General features: G+C 69.4%; 13 protein-coding genes. 6 read left to right on the forward strand and 7 right to left on the reverse strand.

What is annotated here, in order from left to right; all coding sequences use genetic code 11:
• Positions 1-312 precede the first annotated feature (312 nt).
• A complete protein-coding gene (locus OG455_RS00065) occupies positions 313-1317 on the forward strand; it encodes a TniQ family protein (RefSeq protein WP_266288794.1) in 1005 nt (334 codons plus the stop codon).
• 116 nt (positions 1318-1433) lie between these two features.
• Positions 1434-1970: a hypothetical protein gene (locus tag OG455_RS00070; protein WP_266288796.1), complete on the forward strand. Its 537-nt coding sequence runs from the start codon at positions 1434-1436 to the stop codon at positions 1968-1970.
• Between the two features lie 181 nt (positions 1971-2151).
• On the opposite strand, the gene OG455_RS00075 is transcribed toward OG455_RS00070, so the two are convergent.
• From OG455_RS00075 to OG455_RS00090, 4 genes are read right to left on the reverse strand one after another with little or no spacing between them, the layout of a single operon-like run.
• Positions 2152-2784, reverse strand: a complete 633-nt coding sequence (locus tag OG455_RS00075; RefSeq protein ID WP_266288798.1) for an ATP-binding protein — start codon at positions 2782-2784, stop codon at positions 2152-2154.
• Positions 2785-2837: 53 nt separating this feature from the next.
• The gene (locus tag OG455_RS00080; RefSeq protein ID WP_266288800.1) at positions 2838-3842 is read right to left on the reverse strand and encodes an IS3 family transposase; all 1005 of its coding nucleotides are present in this window, start codon (positions 3840-3842) and stop codon (positions 2838-2840) included.
• 20 nt (positions 3843-3862) lie between these two features.
• The gene (locus OG455_RS00085; protein WP_266288802.1) at positions 3863-4246 is read right to left on the reverse strand and encodes a hypothetical protein; all 384 of its coding nucleotides are present in this window, start codon (positions 4244-4246) and stop codon (positions 3863-3865) included.
• 28 nt (positions 4247-4274) lie between these two features.
• Positions 4275-5015 carry a hypothetical protein gene (locus tag OG455_RS00090; RefSeq protein ID WP_266288804.1) on the reverse strand — a complete coding sequence of 247 codons (741 nt, stop codon included), beginning with the start codon at positions 5013-5015 and terminating at the stop codon, positions 4275-4277.
• A 209-nt stretch (positions 5016-5224) separates the two neighbouring features.
• On the opposite strand from OG455_RS00090, the gene OG455_RS00095 reads away from it, so the two are divergent.
• Positions 5225-6478, forward strand: a complete 1254-nt coding sequence (locus OG455_RS00095) for an IS256 family transposase (protein ID WP_266288806.1) — start codon at positions 5225-5227, stop codon at positions 6476-6478.
• Complete coding sequence (locus OG455_RS00100) at positions 6475-7062, forward strand: AAA family ATPase (protein ID WP_266288808.1); 588 nt, start codon at positions 6475-6477, stop codon at positions 7060-7062. Before OG455_RS00095 ends, OG455_RS00100 begins: the two co-directional genes overlap by 4 nt.
• A gap of 494 nt (positions 7063-7556) precedes the next feature.
• Here OG455_RS00100 and OG455_RS00105 read toward each other — a convergent pair whose 3' ends face one another.
• Positions 7557-8003: a ricin-type beta-trefoil lectin domain protein gene (locus OG455_RS00105; RefSeq protein WP_266288810.1), complete on the reverse strand. Its 447-nt coding sequence runs from the start codon at positions 8001-8003 to the stop codon at positions 7557-7559.
• 1273 nt (positions 8004-9276) lie between these two features.
• On the opposite strand from OG455_RS00105, the gene OG455_RS00110 reads away from it, so the two are divergent.
• Positions 9277-9735 carry a hypothetical protein gene (locus OG455_RS00110; protein ID WP_266288812.1) on the forward strand — a complete coding sequence of 153 codons (459 nt, stop codon included), beginning with the start codon at positions 9277-9279 and terminating at the stop codon, positions 9733-9735.
• A 50-nt stretch (positions 9736-9785) separates the two neighbouring features.
• Here the strand turns inward: OG455_RS00110 and OG455_RS00115 are convergent, their stop codons facing one another.
• A complete protein-coding gene (locus tag OG455_RS00115) occupies positions 9786-11393 on the reverse strand; it encodes a replication-relaxation family protein (RefSeq protein WP_266288814.1) in 1608 nt (535 codons plus the stop codon).
• Positions 11394-12521: 1128 nt separating this feature from the next.
• Here OG455_RS00115 and OG455_RS00120 point away from each other — a divergent pair.
• Positions 12522-12950 (forward strand): hypothetical protein, encoded by a 429-nt coding sequence (locus tag OG455_RS00120; protein WP_266288816.1) that lies wholly within the window; start codon positions 12522-12524, stop codon positions 12948-12950.
• Between the two features lie 37 nt (positions 12951-12987).
• Here the strand turns inward: OG455_RS00120 and OG455_RS00125 are convergent, their stop codons facing one another.
• A complete protein-coding gene (locus OG455_RS00125) occupies positions 12988-14514 on the reverse strand; it encodes a nuclease-related domain-containing protein (RefSeq protein ID WP_266288818.1) in 1527 nt (508 codons plus the stop codon).
• Positions 14515-15033 lie beyond the last annotated feature (519 nt).

Raw genomic sequence — 15033 nt, forward strand, 5'->3', positions numbered from 1 at the left:
CGCCTCGCCAGGTCACCGAGCCAGCACCCTCAGCCGGGTTTCAGCAGGCAGGACAGGAGTCGCCCCGCCAGGCGGCCGAAGGTGACGTGTCCCGCACCCCGCAGTGCGGTGGCCGACCGCTTCAGCCGCCTTCTGCGGCGGCAGCCCTTCGGACGCGAGGAAACGCTTCTCCCATTCGACCGGCAGAGCGTCTTTTCTCATATCCGGCAGATCGTTGTCAAGAATTGGTGCGCTCTGCCGGATTCTTTTCCCTCTTCCTGCTCCTCGTGCCGCTCGGCGTGGTAGCCATGGCCGCAGAGGTGAGGGAGGGTCATGGATTCGGTGACGGGCTCGGATCGGGTACGGGTGCGTGAGCTGCCGTTGCACGTCCGGTTCATGGCGGGCGAGTCGACCGGCTCCTACGTGACCCGCCTGGCCGGCCGAAACGGGCTCGAGGTCCAGCAGTTGCTGGACGAGGTCGGGCAGGGCAGCACGAGAGCCGTCGCGCCGCAACTGACCGAGCTCTACCTCAACCGTCCTGCCGCCGAGCGCCTGGCCGCCCTGGCCGGCCGTCCGCTGGAGGTGATGCGGCGGGCGCTCGCGAGCCTGGACGCGGCGTACCTGCTCGACGACGGTGACGGCACTCCCGCCTGGTCGTTCCCGTGGGCGGTGCGGGACGGCTATCTCGTGCGGGCCTGCGCGTTGTGCGCGGCCCGCCGCGGCATCGGCGAGCCGGCCTGGATGATGGTGGCGGACCCCTGGCACCTGTGCGCCCGGCACGCACGATGGTCGGACAACTCCCGTGATCCACAGACCCCTTGGATCGACGTGGCTGACTGGCCGCGGATCCTGGCGGCGGAACGCCAGCGGGTGGCCATGGAGCGGCCCCTGGGCCGCACCGCACGCGCGCTGTTCGCCGACGCGCGCACGATGAGCAGAACCGAATCGAGCGCGCCGGACAGACTCCGGTCGATGGCCGACCGGCTCGGGGAGGCGCGGGCCGCCTCCTTGTTGTCCTACCCGCACAGCGTGCGCATCGCCCGCGTCCTGGCGCAGGCCGAGCGTCGCCGGCTCGGCCGGGAACTGACGGCGGACTCCTACGAGGACTGGTTCACCCGCAGTTCACAGGAGTTGGGCCCCAGGTACCGGGAAGTGCTGAGGCGGTGGATGGAGTGCCACAAGCCGGTGCCGGGCCCGGGGTCAAAGCGCGGGGACGGATTGAGGCGGGCTGTGCTGGTCGCACCGCACACACGAATCGCGCCGCTGGATTCGGTGCAGCAGCTCAGCTGCCTGCCCTCCGGCCCGGTGGCCAGCCCGTTCGATCGGCCCTTCCTGTGACGGCCGTAGTCCGCGAGGAGCAGGGGCCGCCCTCGACGGGCGAGGCGCCCCTTTCATCCGCCAAAAGCAGATCAGGGACGAGTGGGATGCGGCACGGGAGAGGTGATCTTGTGCAGGTGCGGGTGCGTTACCGCGACGTGGACGGGCGGGTGCGTGAGGGGGGCCCGGACCAGGTGCGGGCAGTGCCGCTGGAACGGTGCGAGCCGTTGCGTGAACCGCACGCCTACAACGGCCGCACCTCGATCTTGACGCGGTACTGGTCGGCGACCACCGGCGCCATGGTGGTGTGCGGCAGTGAGCGGCTGATGCACGCGGCCATGCTGCTGGACTTCGACGCGGCCATCACCTGCTTCTCGGCCTGCGCGACCGAGATCGCCTGGGAGGACGGCAGCGCCCACGGGACGGCCAGCCCGGCGTTCTTCGCCCGCACCGCCGACGGGCGACGGCTGGCGATCGTGCACCCGGGCCGCGCGGAGCCGGACGGCGCGCGCGAACGCCAGGCGCTGGAGATGGCGGCGCAGGCCGCCGGGTGGACACTGACGAACCTGGACGTCCCCATCGGAGTGCGGCTCGCGTGGCTGAAGGTGGTGGCCAACTTCCGGTTCCCCGAAGGGCGAGAAGTCGGCGCACGGCCGGGCCGCGCATCGCCGTGAGCGACGCCTGCGGCAGCCCGGCCAGACCGGATTCGGCGGGCACACTCGCGCCGCCCTCGTGAGGTGCCGTCATCACTGTCTTCCTCGGTCGAGAAGGGTGTCCGCGGTGTCCCGGGTACAGATGTGCCGGAAGCCGCGGGCCAATACGTTCAGCGCTTGCGGTGCGGGGTGCCGGGAGCGCCTACACGGGTGGGCCCAGGCGCTGGAACAGGCGGCGCAGCAGGGCCCGGTCGAGCGGCGTGCGGGGGTCGGCTGCCAGGGTCGTGTGCAGATGGGTGGTGAGGTTGGCCCAGACGCGGAAGGTCCCGCGCGCAGCCCGCTTGTCGATCCACGCGAGGTCCTGCGAGGTCAGGACCCGCCACAGTGGATGGAACGCGCTCACCGTCTCGGCCACAGCAGCTGGCGGTAGGCGGGGCACCTCCTGCCACGCGACGACGCGGGACGCCAACTGCGGCAGGCGGCGCAGCGCCCGTTCGCTGCCGGCCCCGCACAACACCAGCACGAGCCGGGCGCCGGGATGGTCACACAAGCCCTGCAGATACTCCAGGCACGGCACCGGCAAGCGCTGGGCCTCATCCACGACCAACACCGCAGGCACCGCGAGCGAGGCCAGCACCCGGGCATCGGCCTCCGCCGAGCGGTGCGGGAACCGGCCGTGCTCCCCCAACGCGAGGGCGTCGAACACCGCACGACGCAGTTCCGTCACCGAGGAACGCACCGGCGCCTGAACCCACAGAACACGCCGATCGGGCGCAACGGCACCAAGACCCGCCAGGACCGCCACGGTCTTGCCGCGGCCCGCGTCACCGAACACACAGCACACGCCATCAACCGGAAGATTTCAAGTCCAGTGAGACGGTCGTGACGTTATGAGGTTTGTGGTGCGGGTTCCCTGCGCTTGGCGGGGTCGTTGATCCATGCCGTCTTCGGGATCTCGGGTGGTCTGGGACGGCGGCCGAAGCGTTCGGGGTGGCGCGCGTAGGCCTCGGCGAGGGTGACGGACCGCTGGTCGCGGATCTCCTCCGCCGTGCCGAAGTGGACGCTGGCGGGCGTGTGAAGTCCGATACCCGAGTGCCTGTGCTCGTGGTTGTAGTACGAGATGAAGGCGTCGAACCATTCGCGGGCATGGGCCAGGGAGTCGAACCGCTCGGGGTAGTCGGACATGTACTTGGTGGTCTTGAACTGGGCCTCGCTGTAAGGGTTGTCGTTGGAGACCTTCGGACGCGAGTGACTCCGGGTGACGCCGAGGTCGATCAGCAGCTGGGAGACCTTCTTGGAGGTCATCGAGGTGCCCCGGTCGGCGTGCACGGTCTCGGGGACGATGCCGTTGCGCGCGATGGTCTCGCGGATCAACTCCTCCGCCCGCTCGGCTGATTCGGCCAGTTCGACGGTGTGGCCGACGATGTAGCGGCTGAAGATGTCGATGATCACGTAGGCGTGGTACCAGATGCCCTTCCTGGGGCCGGCAGCTTTGGTGATGTCCCAGGTGAAGACTTGCGAGGGGCCGTCGGCGACCAGTTCGGGCACCGTCTTGGCCGGGTGGGTGGCCTGGCGGCGGCGCTCACCGGACTGCCCCCGCTCACGCAGGATCCGGTACATCGTGGAGACCGAGCAGTGGTAGCGCCCGGTGTCCAGCTCACGGGCCCAGATCTGCGCGGGCGCCAGTTCGGCGTACTCGGGGCTGTTCATCAACTCCAGTACCGCAGTGCGCTCTTCGGCTGTCAGGGCCGATGGCTGGACCTGGGGCGACCTGGGCTTGCGTGCGGGCGTCGGCTGAAGCCTGCGGTAGTGGGTGGCCCGGGAGCGGCCGGTCAGCCGGCATGCGGCCGTGGTGCCGAGCTCGTGTTCGACGGCGGTGAACGCCTCGTCCACGACGGGGTCCGCGGCGTGCTTCAGTCCGCGCTCTCGGAGATCATTTCCAAGAGCGCCGACGCTTTTCCCAGGACCTCCAACGCTGCCTTGTTCCGGGCGAGCTCCCTCTCCAGCCGTTCCACCTGCCGGCGCAGCTTCTCGTTCTCGACCTCGGTGGCGGACTTCTTCGGGCGGGCCGGGCTGGTGCGGTGGTCGACCAGGTTCTCCAGGGCCCCGGCATCGCGCGCGGCCCGCCACTCGGTGACGTGCGAGTGGTACAGGCGCTCGCGGCGCAGAACCGCACCCTTCTCGTTCTTGGGCGCGGCGTCGTACTCGGCGACGATCCGCAGCTTGTACTCGGGACTGAACGTGCGGCGCTTCGGCCTGGGAGCCGGGTCGGCAGCGGACGGATTGGTGCTGGTCATCAGGGATGGAACTCCTACTCGGGCCCTCTCAGGCTAACCCGACAAAGCGGGACGTCTCACCCAAGGCTGACAGAGAGGGAACCGCGACGGCCGCTCCGAGCGCCTCGGCCACCTGCCGCACCGCCTGGGTGGTGACCACCGTACCGCCCGCCGGGAGCACGACACCCGGCACGCCGCTCAGCTCCCCTGCCGGTGTCTTCTCGTGGGTAGCCAACGTCTGCGCCCACACAGCCAGGGGATCGGGACCCGCCGGCTCGCCACGGGCAGACCGGATACAGGGAACAGCCGCGGCACCACCGTCCCGCGGGCGCTCCAACGCCAGGTCGGCCAGCGCTTGGCGGTCCCGCTGCCCGGTCCTGGCCTGAGCCGCCACCTGACGGGGCGGAAGCTCCCGCCCCGCCTCCAGATCCCGCTTCACCATCCGGTGGACGGTCGGCAGCGAGGGCACCGTCGATCCCTCAGGAGCGGTCGCCCTCAGATGCCGGTAGAGCGCCGCGACAGTTCCGCCCGCCTGCGCCAGGACGGTCCATGCCTCCTGCGACAGTTCGAGCCTGGGACGTGGCCGGCGGTCCGTGCGGCCCTCGTCCTTGGCCGCCTTGATCCATCTCCACACCGTGCGTTCCGTCACCGAGGCGGCCTGCGCACCCACGCACACATGCGCGGTCGTCAACATCCCCACGGAATCGAGCTCGAGCAGACGCGCCACCAAGAGCGGCCGGTCCACCGACACGACAGGCAGGACATCAGCCAGCGCGGACGAGGCAGCCACCACACCCCCCGACAAGGGACACCGATCACGAAGAGCCCGGGAAGAACCCGGACACCCTGATCACACCCACCCCACGTACCGCCCGACGAGCAATGCTCGATACCTGTGGATCGGTTCCGGGAGGGACGCAGAAGGCGTACCTTCCCGAATGATCCTGTGATGGTCATCGAGTAGGCCGACGTTGCAGCGTCGGTCGGGAAGGTACGCCCGTGCTCACGGTAGTCAATGCCGACGGTTCGACGCGAGACAGCTCCTTGTTGGACGAGATCGTTCGTGAGGGTGCCCGACGGATGCTGGCCGCCGCTCTGGAGGCCGAGGTCAACTCCTACATCGCCGAGTTGGCCCACGAGAAGGACGAGAGCGGGCGGCGCCTGGTGGTCCGCAACGGCTACCACCAGCCCCGGAAGGTCACCACCGCCGCTGGCGTGATCGAGGTCAAGGCCCCGCGGGTGAACGACAAGCGCGTCGATGAGGCCACTGGTGAGCGCAAGCGGTTCTCCTCGGCGATCCTGCCGCCGTGGTGCCGCAAGTCCCCGAAGATCGCCGAGGTTCTGCCGCTGCTCTACCTGCACGGCCTGTCCTCGGGCGACTTCGTGCCGGCGATGGAGCAGTTCCTCGGCTCCTCGGCGGGGCTGTCGCCTGCCACGGTGACCCGGTTGACCGCCCAGTGGCAGGCCGACCACCAAGCGTTCCAGGAACGCGACCTGTCCGGCACCGACTACGTCTACGTCTGGGTCGACGGCATCCACCTGCGCATACGCCTGGACGAGGCCAAGGCCGCCGTCCTCGTGGTCATCGGGGTGCGCGCGGACGGCACCAAGGAACTCGTGGCGATGGCCGACGGCTACCGGGAGTCGGCCGAGTCCTGGGCCTCGCTGCTGCGGGACTGCGCGAGACGAGGCATGCGCGCGCCCGTGCTGGCGGTCGGTGACGGCGCACTCGGGTTCTGGAAGGCCCTGCGTGAGGTCTTCCCCACCACCCGCGAACAGAGGTGCTGGGTTCACAAAACGGCCAATGTCCTCGACGCCATGCCGAAGTCGGCCCAGCCGGCGGCGAAGAAGGCGATCCAGGACATCTACAACGCCGAGGACCGCGAACACGCCGAGCGGGCCATCAAGACGTTCGCCAAGCTCTACGGAGCCAAGTTCCCCAAGGCCGTCAAGAAGATCACCGACGACCAGGACGTCCTGCTGGCCTTCTACGACTACCCGGCGGAGCACTGGATCCACCTGCGCACGACCAACCCGATCGAGTCGACCTTCGCCACCGTCCGCCTGCGGACCAAGGTCACCAAGGGCGCCGGCTCCCGCGCCGCCGCCCTCGCCATGGTCTTCAAGCTCGTCGAGTCGGCTCAGGCTCGCTGGCGGGCCGTCAACGGCGCCCACCTGGTCCCGTTGGTCCGCGCAGGCGCGCGCTTCGAACGCGGCCAACTCGTCGAGCACCCCGAGGAGGTGGCGGCATGAGGGGCCCGATCGCTGTTCTGGTCAACGGGCTGCCCGGCGCGGGGAAAACAACCCTGGCCCGCGCCCTGTCCCGTCACCTGGGACTGTCGCTGTTCAGCAAGGACGTGATCAAGGAGGCCCACGCCGACGTGCTGGGCACCGAAAGGGCCGACGTGCCGCAGCGACGCTGGAACGCCTCACTCGGCGCTGCGGCCAGCGACACGATGTGGGCACTGCTGGCGGACGCACCTGCCGGTGCCGTCCTGGAATCCTGCTGGCCGACCGACTTTCGCGACTTCGTCTTGCGGGGCTTGAACCGCGCCAACAACCCCGATGCGGTGGAGATCTGGTGTGACGTCCCGTTGGAGACCGCCCGACGTCGCTTCGAAGCCCGTCACCCACGCCATCCGATTCATGGTGACCTGCTGACGGATGACGAGTGGGAGCGCTGGCGACGCACCGCTCGCCCCCTCCGGGTCGGCCCGACCCTGCACGTCGACACGACCCGCCCGGTCGACATGCATGCCATCATCGCCTGGATCCAGAAGCCCGAGCACCGCAGTCACACCGACCACAGCCTGGAAGGCTGGATCCACAGATCTTGACAATTACTCCCGCCCGACGCAAGAACAGCCGAACTCATGACACCACTCGGATGATGCGGTATACCGCCCCGTGACACCGCTACAAGCCAGTGAGCACCACCGTCATGACACCAGCGATACACCACCAGCCAACGCCACCGACCTGCAACACCACACCCGAACCTGACGAACCATCAATGCCAGCACCCACCAGAGACACCAACCCGGCCGATCGCAACCATGAATGCAATCCGGAACCATTCCACCAGAGAAATCGAAAGGGCTCCGAGGCGCAGCGGCGGGAAAGTGAATTCAGGCACAGTTGATCACCCCGGCGGTCGGCTCCGGTGCCCGGCCCGCCTGCTCGCAGACCCGGCGGCGGGGCCGGTCATGGAATTCCTTCCCCGCCAGGTCCATTGCGTTCGGGCAAATGAGCCTGAACTTAATCGCTCCGATTCAACTGCAATTGTGGCCGGGTGGCCGAAATTCTATTCCAGCCACCCGGCCAGGAGTGGTCAGTAGACCCGGACCCACTGGCTGGAGCTGCCCTGGTTGGAGCCCAGCCACACGTTGGGGCGCGAAGAAGTGAGATAGCCGCCGGAGGTGGACCAGACGACGGACGGGTTCGAACCGTACCACCAGTGCGGGTTGCCAACGTTGCAATCCTCGGTGCCGGCCTGGCCATTCTGATTGACCAGGCAGGTCCCCAGGAAGTTGGCCTCCTCCAGCTTGTCCTGGTTGGGGGCCCACCACTGCGAGTTGTTGTTGCGGTTGCATCCGAGGGCCACCACGCCGGCGAAGCCGTAGCCCGCACTGGTGGCGGTCAGACAAGCGCCCGTGGCCGCGCTCTGCAGCATGAACTCTCCTGCGACGGCCCGGGGGGCGTTCGGCGCGGCCGCCGCGGAAGCGGGGGACACCGAGCCGGCGCCGACGACCCCGATCGCCAGGGCGAGTGCTGACATGATCTTTGCTGTACGGAGGAGCACGAAATTACTCCGTTCCATGGGTGATTACGTTTCCGCGAAAGCGCTTCATGCCTTCTCGGTGAATCAAAGACTAGGCGGGAGATGCTCCACCAGGCGCCCGAGTTGAGTTAAATTTGAGGATTCCAGAGAAGATATCCAGCAGGACCAAATCGGTACAATTTCACTATTCGGGCCGATGGTCGCATGCATTGCGTATACATATGGGATGTCACGTATCAGCCTGGCGTCAAGATCGTCCTACTGGCGGAGACGGCAGCTTCCCAGGCGCAGCACGCCCGCGTCGCGCCGTCACCGGTGCCGTGGCCCGCAGTGCGGGTGCGCGAGTTGCAGGCCCCGACGACGAGGGCATCGCCCCCTGGCAGCCCGGTGAACCGGACAGGCCCGAGGTCGGGCGTGCTCCTCTCGCGGGTCTGGCCGTGGGGGGCACTGCACGATGGCGTCCCGCTACCGATCAACGATGGGGTGTGCGCGGGTCAGTGTGCTTCCGCCCGGCGGGCAGGCCGCCACCAGAGCGGCCTCCACAGCGGCCTGACGACCACCCAGCCGCCCAGCCGCAACGGCGGTGCCGCAGCCCCGAACGGCCGCTCAGCGAGGCGGACACGGCCACCGGCGGGAACGGCGGAACGACCTGGCGGCCGACAGGACGACGGCCGAGCCCAGCAGCGGACGGGCAGGCAGGCGCCGGGGAGACGGGGAGCCGCCGAGGCCGGCAGCCCGGACGGCGGCCACCGAGCAGGGGGCGCAGCATCAGGGACGGCGGGCCAGGCAGGGGCACCAGCCCGGACAGCGGCACGGCCCGGACGGCGGCGCCAGCGCCCGGCCAACCCCGGACGGCGGCCACCCGACGGCAACCACCGAGAAGCACCCAGCCCGACCCCCGCCAAACCGAACACCAACCCCACCACCACCCCCGGCCACCACAATTCCGACCCGAATTCACACCACCACCAACAACCAACCCGCCAAAACAACCCGGCGGAATACCCGGCAGAATTCACACCCGAAAACCCGCCCACACCACCCCACCCGCCCCCGAGACGGCGACGACAGCACCGGACGACAGCCACCACCACACACAGTCACCACACCCCACCCCACACCCGACCCCGCCACCACCCCCACCACCCCCAACAGGCACAACAGGCACAACCAAAGGTCCAGACAACACCGCGAGCAAGGCCAAAACACGCCCACCACAACCAACAGGTCACACCCACATAGTCACCGTGCTAACGGGTACCCCGCCCCCATGGCTGACTGGATAGCCCCCGTGTGCGCACTGCTGGGCGTGGCCCTTGGGATTTTCGCTGCCCGTCTAGGCGATCAGCGCCGCAGGCAGTGGGAGGCCCACAGAAGCGCGTTCGAAGCACGCTTCCATGCCTACGTCGAGTTCTTGACAGCCCTTGAGAGCACCGCGCATGACCTCCTGGATGTCCTCCGATCTACGGAGCCACCAGAGCGCCGTAGATCGGCCGCCCAGAACGCCTTTACAGCACACGGCCTCGGCGCCATCCGGCAGCGCATCCACGTCCTTGCACCGCCTGGAATCATCGACGCCGCCGACGCTGTCTTCCGCGCCCTCAGAGTCAGCATCGAGTACGTCGCGACCATGCCCGCCGATCCGCCTGACCTACAGCAGCAGAAGGACCACCTCGGCCACCTACGCGACCGCCTCCACCAACTCATACGCCAAGACCTCGGTACCTGAGGCCTCGTTGGCCGGCGCCACGTCGGCCAACGCGACCATCCCAACAGCAGTCACCGAGTCATCCGACGGCCCCTCACCGGGTAGAGCTTCGCGTGCAGCACGCAGTCCTCCCACCACGGATCGTCTGGAGTGGAGACCAGCGCGGCCACCAGCTCGCGCTTGGTAGGGACCGGCAACATCAGCGGGCCCAAGTCCTTCGCGGCGCGGTCCTGTTCGCACGTCGGGCACTCCAGCCGGTCCGGGCCGGCCTTCTCCCGCAGCTCCAGTTTCGAGCCCTCCTTCCCCCCGATCGAGCCCCGGCACGTCCAGCACGGGCGCAGCGCGGCATTCGCCGCCCGGGCGGCCTCCAACTGCTCTTCGGCCTCCCGCTCCAGGCGCTCGGTGTGTTCCTGGTGGCAGGTCCAGCAGCGGCCGCCGGGTTGGCGGGTCCACTCCACCTGTCGTCCGTCGGGGCCGTAGTGCCAGGTGCTCTCCTCCTTGGGGACGTTGCCGCACTCGGCGCAGGCGAGGGTGCACATCCACTCTCGGTGCTCCTGGCGGGCCTTCTTCTCCCGGGCCTTCTGGCGCTGGTTGTAGGCGGCGCGGTTGTTCGGGTTCTCCAGCGCGTCGAGCAGGGAGTGCCGGCCGGGGCGGCCGTAGCGCCACCAGACGGGGCCGAGGGAGCCGTGCTCGGCCAGCAGCTCAAGGGTGGTCGCGAGGACGGGCACGGCGTCGTCGTACTCGCGCCAGCCGTCGCCGTCGTTGTCGTCCTGCGGCACTGTCCACCACTGCCCGCCCCAGGCATCGCGCGCCAGGTCCGCCACGGCCTCCTGGCGGTTGGCCAGGGCGACGGGTCCGGCGCCGGTGACGACCAGGGCGACGGGCGGGTAGCCAGGCCGGGTGTGGCCGGGCCAGGTCCGGCGCCACCAGTGGACCATCCGGTCGGCCGGCTCCCCGTCGGCCAGCGCCGGGTCGATGCTCTTCACCTTCGTGCGGAACAGCTCGCGATACCGGGGGAACTTCGCGGCGACCCGCTCCGGCGACATCGTCGAGCGGTCGACCTCCACCATCAGCACCGGCACCCCGATCTCCGGGGCCTGCCACACCGCGTCCGGGCGCACCTTGCGCCGCCCGCCCGGCAGCAGGAACTCGACCTCCGTCGCCCAGTCGGTCACGGTGCCGACCCCGCCCGCGGCCCCGGACGCGGTGCCGCCCAGGACGAACGCGGTGATCGTCTCGTTGACCGCCATCGCGTGCTGGGCACCGGAGCGCCCTGCGCCCCGGGCCGTCGATCCCATGTCGGAGCGAGGCAGGCCGAGCACCTGCCCGGCCGCCTCCAGTCCGGCTGTACCCTCCAGCCGCCAGGTCTTGTGCCGGTCCCGGGTGTTGCCGTCGGAGGCGGCCAGGCCGTGCAGCGCGAGATCGCGCAGCGCCTGCCGAATCACGGTGTTCGACGCCACCCGGGGGCGCAGCAGGCGCTGGAGCTGGTCGGCGGTGGCGACCTTGAGGACACCGAGCGCGCCGAGGACGTCGGCGCGCAGCGCGGTGGTCGAGCCGTTCGGGTTGGCGGCACCGCGCCGGTAGGCGGTGCGCCCTGGCCGGGACGGCTGCGCCGGTTCGACGGCGTCGGCCTGGCCGTCGTTGTCGCCGGGCTGGGCGGGGCTCTGGGGGGTGCTCACGGGTGTCTCCCGGTGGTCGTGGTCGGCTGTGCCTCTCCGGGATATCCGGCACTCCTGACAGCGGCCAAGCCCGTTCCGAGCCGCGCGCCGCACCCTCTCCAACTGCCCCTCTCCGGCCCCCGCCGCCACCCCCCAACCAGCAAGCGGCCGGCACCAGCCGGACGCGAGAAAAGGAGAAGCCCACCGCAGGTGCAACAACCCGAACCGACCAACCGACAACGCCACAACCACAAACCAAAACCAAAAGCAGAAAGACGGGAGAAGAGGGTTGTCAGAACGGGGGCGCGGCCCGGATTCGGGCCCTGAGCTGGGCTGATTCGCCCCTCGGGCTCGAAATGCCCGGTAGGGGCAGCGGAGGGGGAAACGGCAGGGGGAACGGAAGCGGCCCGGCAAACTCACCAGAGTCACCAAGGTATTGGTGAATTTCCTTGATAGGCCGCCAAGGAAACTCACCAGGGCACCTTGATGGATATCCCAGCAGGTCAGAGACGTGCCGACCGGACCAACGGGGGCCCCGAGATGGGGACTGGTTGGCGGACGGGATTACGGACCGCATTTCGGACCGGTGAGGGGACCGGTTGTCTTGATGGCGAGAGTTATCAAATCGTTATGAACGGACAGCATTGGTGGATAGAAATCCGGTGAGTTTCATGGGGTTCCATTCTCCGAGCACGGGAGATTCCCGTGCCTCGGAATGAGGGAGCACTTTCGTGCACGGGGATCTGGAGACCGACCACGATGTCCTGGTGACGCTTCACCGCTTCACGCTCGCGACCGCCGAGCAGCTCCACCAGCTGCATGGCGGCGCCGCCCTCATCAAGCAGACGCAGAAGCGGCTGACCCGTCTGCAGGTCGAGGGCCTGACGGAGTTCGTGACCCTGCCGCAGGCCGGCCGGGCAAAGGCGTGGCACCTCACGGCGGCCGGCTGCGCCGTCGCGGACACCTTCCCCGAGGCCCGCCGCCCCGCCGCCACCGGACACCGAGCAGTTCGCGGTCCGGCTCGGGCGCGAGCACCTGCTCGACGTCGGCCGGATCCACGCGGCCTTCGTCGCCGACGCCCGCACCCGGGGCGAGGCGTGCGGACCGCTCGACCTCGTCCCCGCACCCCAGCTGTCCGCCGGCGCCGGGGTGTACCGGCCCGCCGCCGAACTCGCCTACACCGCCGGCACCGGCGACGACCGGCACCGGCTGCGCGCCTTCATCGAACGCCACCGCCCCGGCACCGGTGCCGAACAGACCGCGGCGCAGCTGGCGGCCTGCGCCCGGGTGTGGGAGCAGCCGGGCCCGGACGGTCGGGGTCGGGCGTGGGAGCGGCGCTGGCGCTCCTTCCCCCGGCTCCTGGTCGTCCTGGTCGGCACCGGCGCGGCCCAGGCGCGGTCAGTGGTGGCGGACCTGCGGCTGGCCGCCGAGGAGAACCCGGCCGTCGCCGAGATGCTCACCGCCGTCCCGGCCGGCGCCGCCCGGATCGAGGACCTGGTCCAGCGCGGCCCGGCCGCGCCGATCTGGCACCCGCTCGGCACCCGGGGTGGGCGGCCGTGCGGGTGGACGAAGCTGTAGGCGGGAAGCGGGACCGGCGGGGACCGCCGGGCGGCGCCTACTGGGCCTGCCGACGAGCGCGGCTGGCCGAGGACCAGAGGTAGGAATTCCAGACGTCGTCCAAGATCGGGTTGCGGTCCGCGCTGTGATGGGCGAGGACCGCGTCGAGGCTCCACGTCGACTGCTCCGGGTCGGCGGCCCGTGCTAGGAGGAGAGTGGACGCCGAGGTGTCGGTGAGCATGACCAGGTACTCGATCTCCTGCGCGCTGGCGACGGTGACGGGCAGAGCGGTGGTGGGCAGGCCGGGGGCAGGGAAGGGTGCGTTGGCGATAGGAAACGGCTCCAGAGTGACGACGATGCCGTGGCGAGGCCGGTCCTTCGGTACCGCTGCGAAGGCTGGGCGTCCGTTGGCGATCAGATCCTCGGTCCGGTTGATCTGCTCGTATGCCTTGCCGATCTTTCGGATGGTCTCCTCCACACCGAAGGCCAGGCCGAGGCGGGCATTCTCCGTCGGCATGCATGCCTTGACCTCGACAAGCAGGACGAGGTCGTCGAACACGACGATCCAGTCGACACTCTCCCTCTTCTGCTTCTTCCCCACCAGGTAGGTGATCTCCGGAAGCACGTCGGCATCCGCGAGCAGGCGCAGCTGACGGCCTACGTACTGTTCGAAGAGGTACCCGGTCTCGATGCTGAAGCTCTGACCGTGGCTGGCAAAGCCCGTGAAATAGAGACCGGCCGGGCCGGCCTTGCGGTGGACGAGCTGCGGGACGGGACACAGCAGCCAGGCGTCGCCGAATCCGGTGACAGCCGGGCGCGTCAGGAGCGGGTTGTGCGTGAAGCGGCGCAGCTGGGGGTGGGAGGCGCCGGGGGTCTTCGCTACGCGCTCGGCAATGTCGCGTTCAGCAGCTCTGAACGCGTCGGTGTCGGTGGCGAAGTGTCGTTCAACAGTGTTCAGCAGCGTGGTGCGGTCGATGATGTCGTAGATATCGGCGGCCTGGGGGGCGTCCAGGTAGGAAGGATCGAAGCGGCCTTGCGAGTGCATCGCGACGGCCCACAGAGTCTGGGTGACGCCGATGTAGTCGGTCAGGGTGCAGCCCAGCAGGTCCGTGTCCCAGCCCGAGACCAGCACCTGGGGCGTGCGGTGCTCGGGGAACGCGGTGTCGCGGAAGATCGCGCCGGTGCGGGCAAGGTTGGTGGCATCCGGGGCCTGCCAGACGAACTGCTCGCCGAAGCTGCGCATCAGGAAGTCCCGCAATCGCACACTCGGGTCACCATCATCGTTGTGGAGGGTGAGGTCCTTCAGCTGCGAATACGCGCAGAGGATCTTCAGCAGGTCGGCTTCGGTGGCCTCGGCCCGGTGGAACTCGGTGCCGAAGGTGAGCGCGACGCGGGCGATGTCCGCCAGGGCCCACGGCGTGTACTTCCGGTACGGGCTCTGCAGCCAGGGGTGCTGCTGCCCAGGCTGGCCCCACCTGACGGCCGCCGCGGCAACCAGCGGGAGCAGAGAACTCGGTCGGTGTCGGCGAGCACGCTGACGATACTCGTCATCCGCGACATGCCGGTTATATAGGTATGCAGCCACGCACTCATCGTCCTGCGGTAGTTGGGCCACCTGCCACCGGTTTTCGCGCGTCGGCCGCCAGCCTTCAGGGTGCGCTCGGCAGTGGCGGACCTGCGGCTAACTGCTAGCCGCCGGGGACCTGTGCAGCGCGGGCCGGCCGCGCCGATCTGGCACCCGCTCGGCGCCCGGGGCGGGCGGGCGTGCGGGTGGACCGAGCTGTAGGTCCGGGCCCGGCACGGCCTACTGTCCGGCCCGGTGCAGCCGGCCACCAGCGGGAGCGGAGGTGTGGCCGGTTGACCGGTGCGGTGGTGCTGGTCGTGCTGGTCGTGCATCCGGCGACCTGGCCCCCGTGCCTGCCCCGTCCTTCCTTCTCCACCCTCCTCCTCGCGCCGGTGGCGCCGCGAAGCGGGGCCGCCGGGCCACCGCGCAGCGGACAACCACCAACGCCGTCGGCACGCAGCATCAGGTTGCCGGGATCTTCTCCCCGCTCCTGCTCTGCGCGCCTACTCCCCTCCTCTTCCTGTCCGGCGACGCTCCAGC

It is taken from the genome of Kitasatospora sp. NBC_01287 (assembly GCF_026340565.1).
In the GTDB taxonomy this organism is placed as follows: Bacteria; Actinomycetota; Actinomycetes; order Streptomycetales; family Streptomycetaceae; genus Kitasatospora.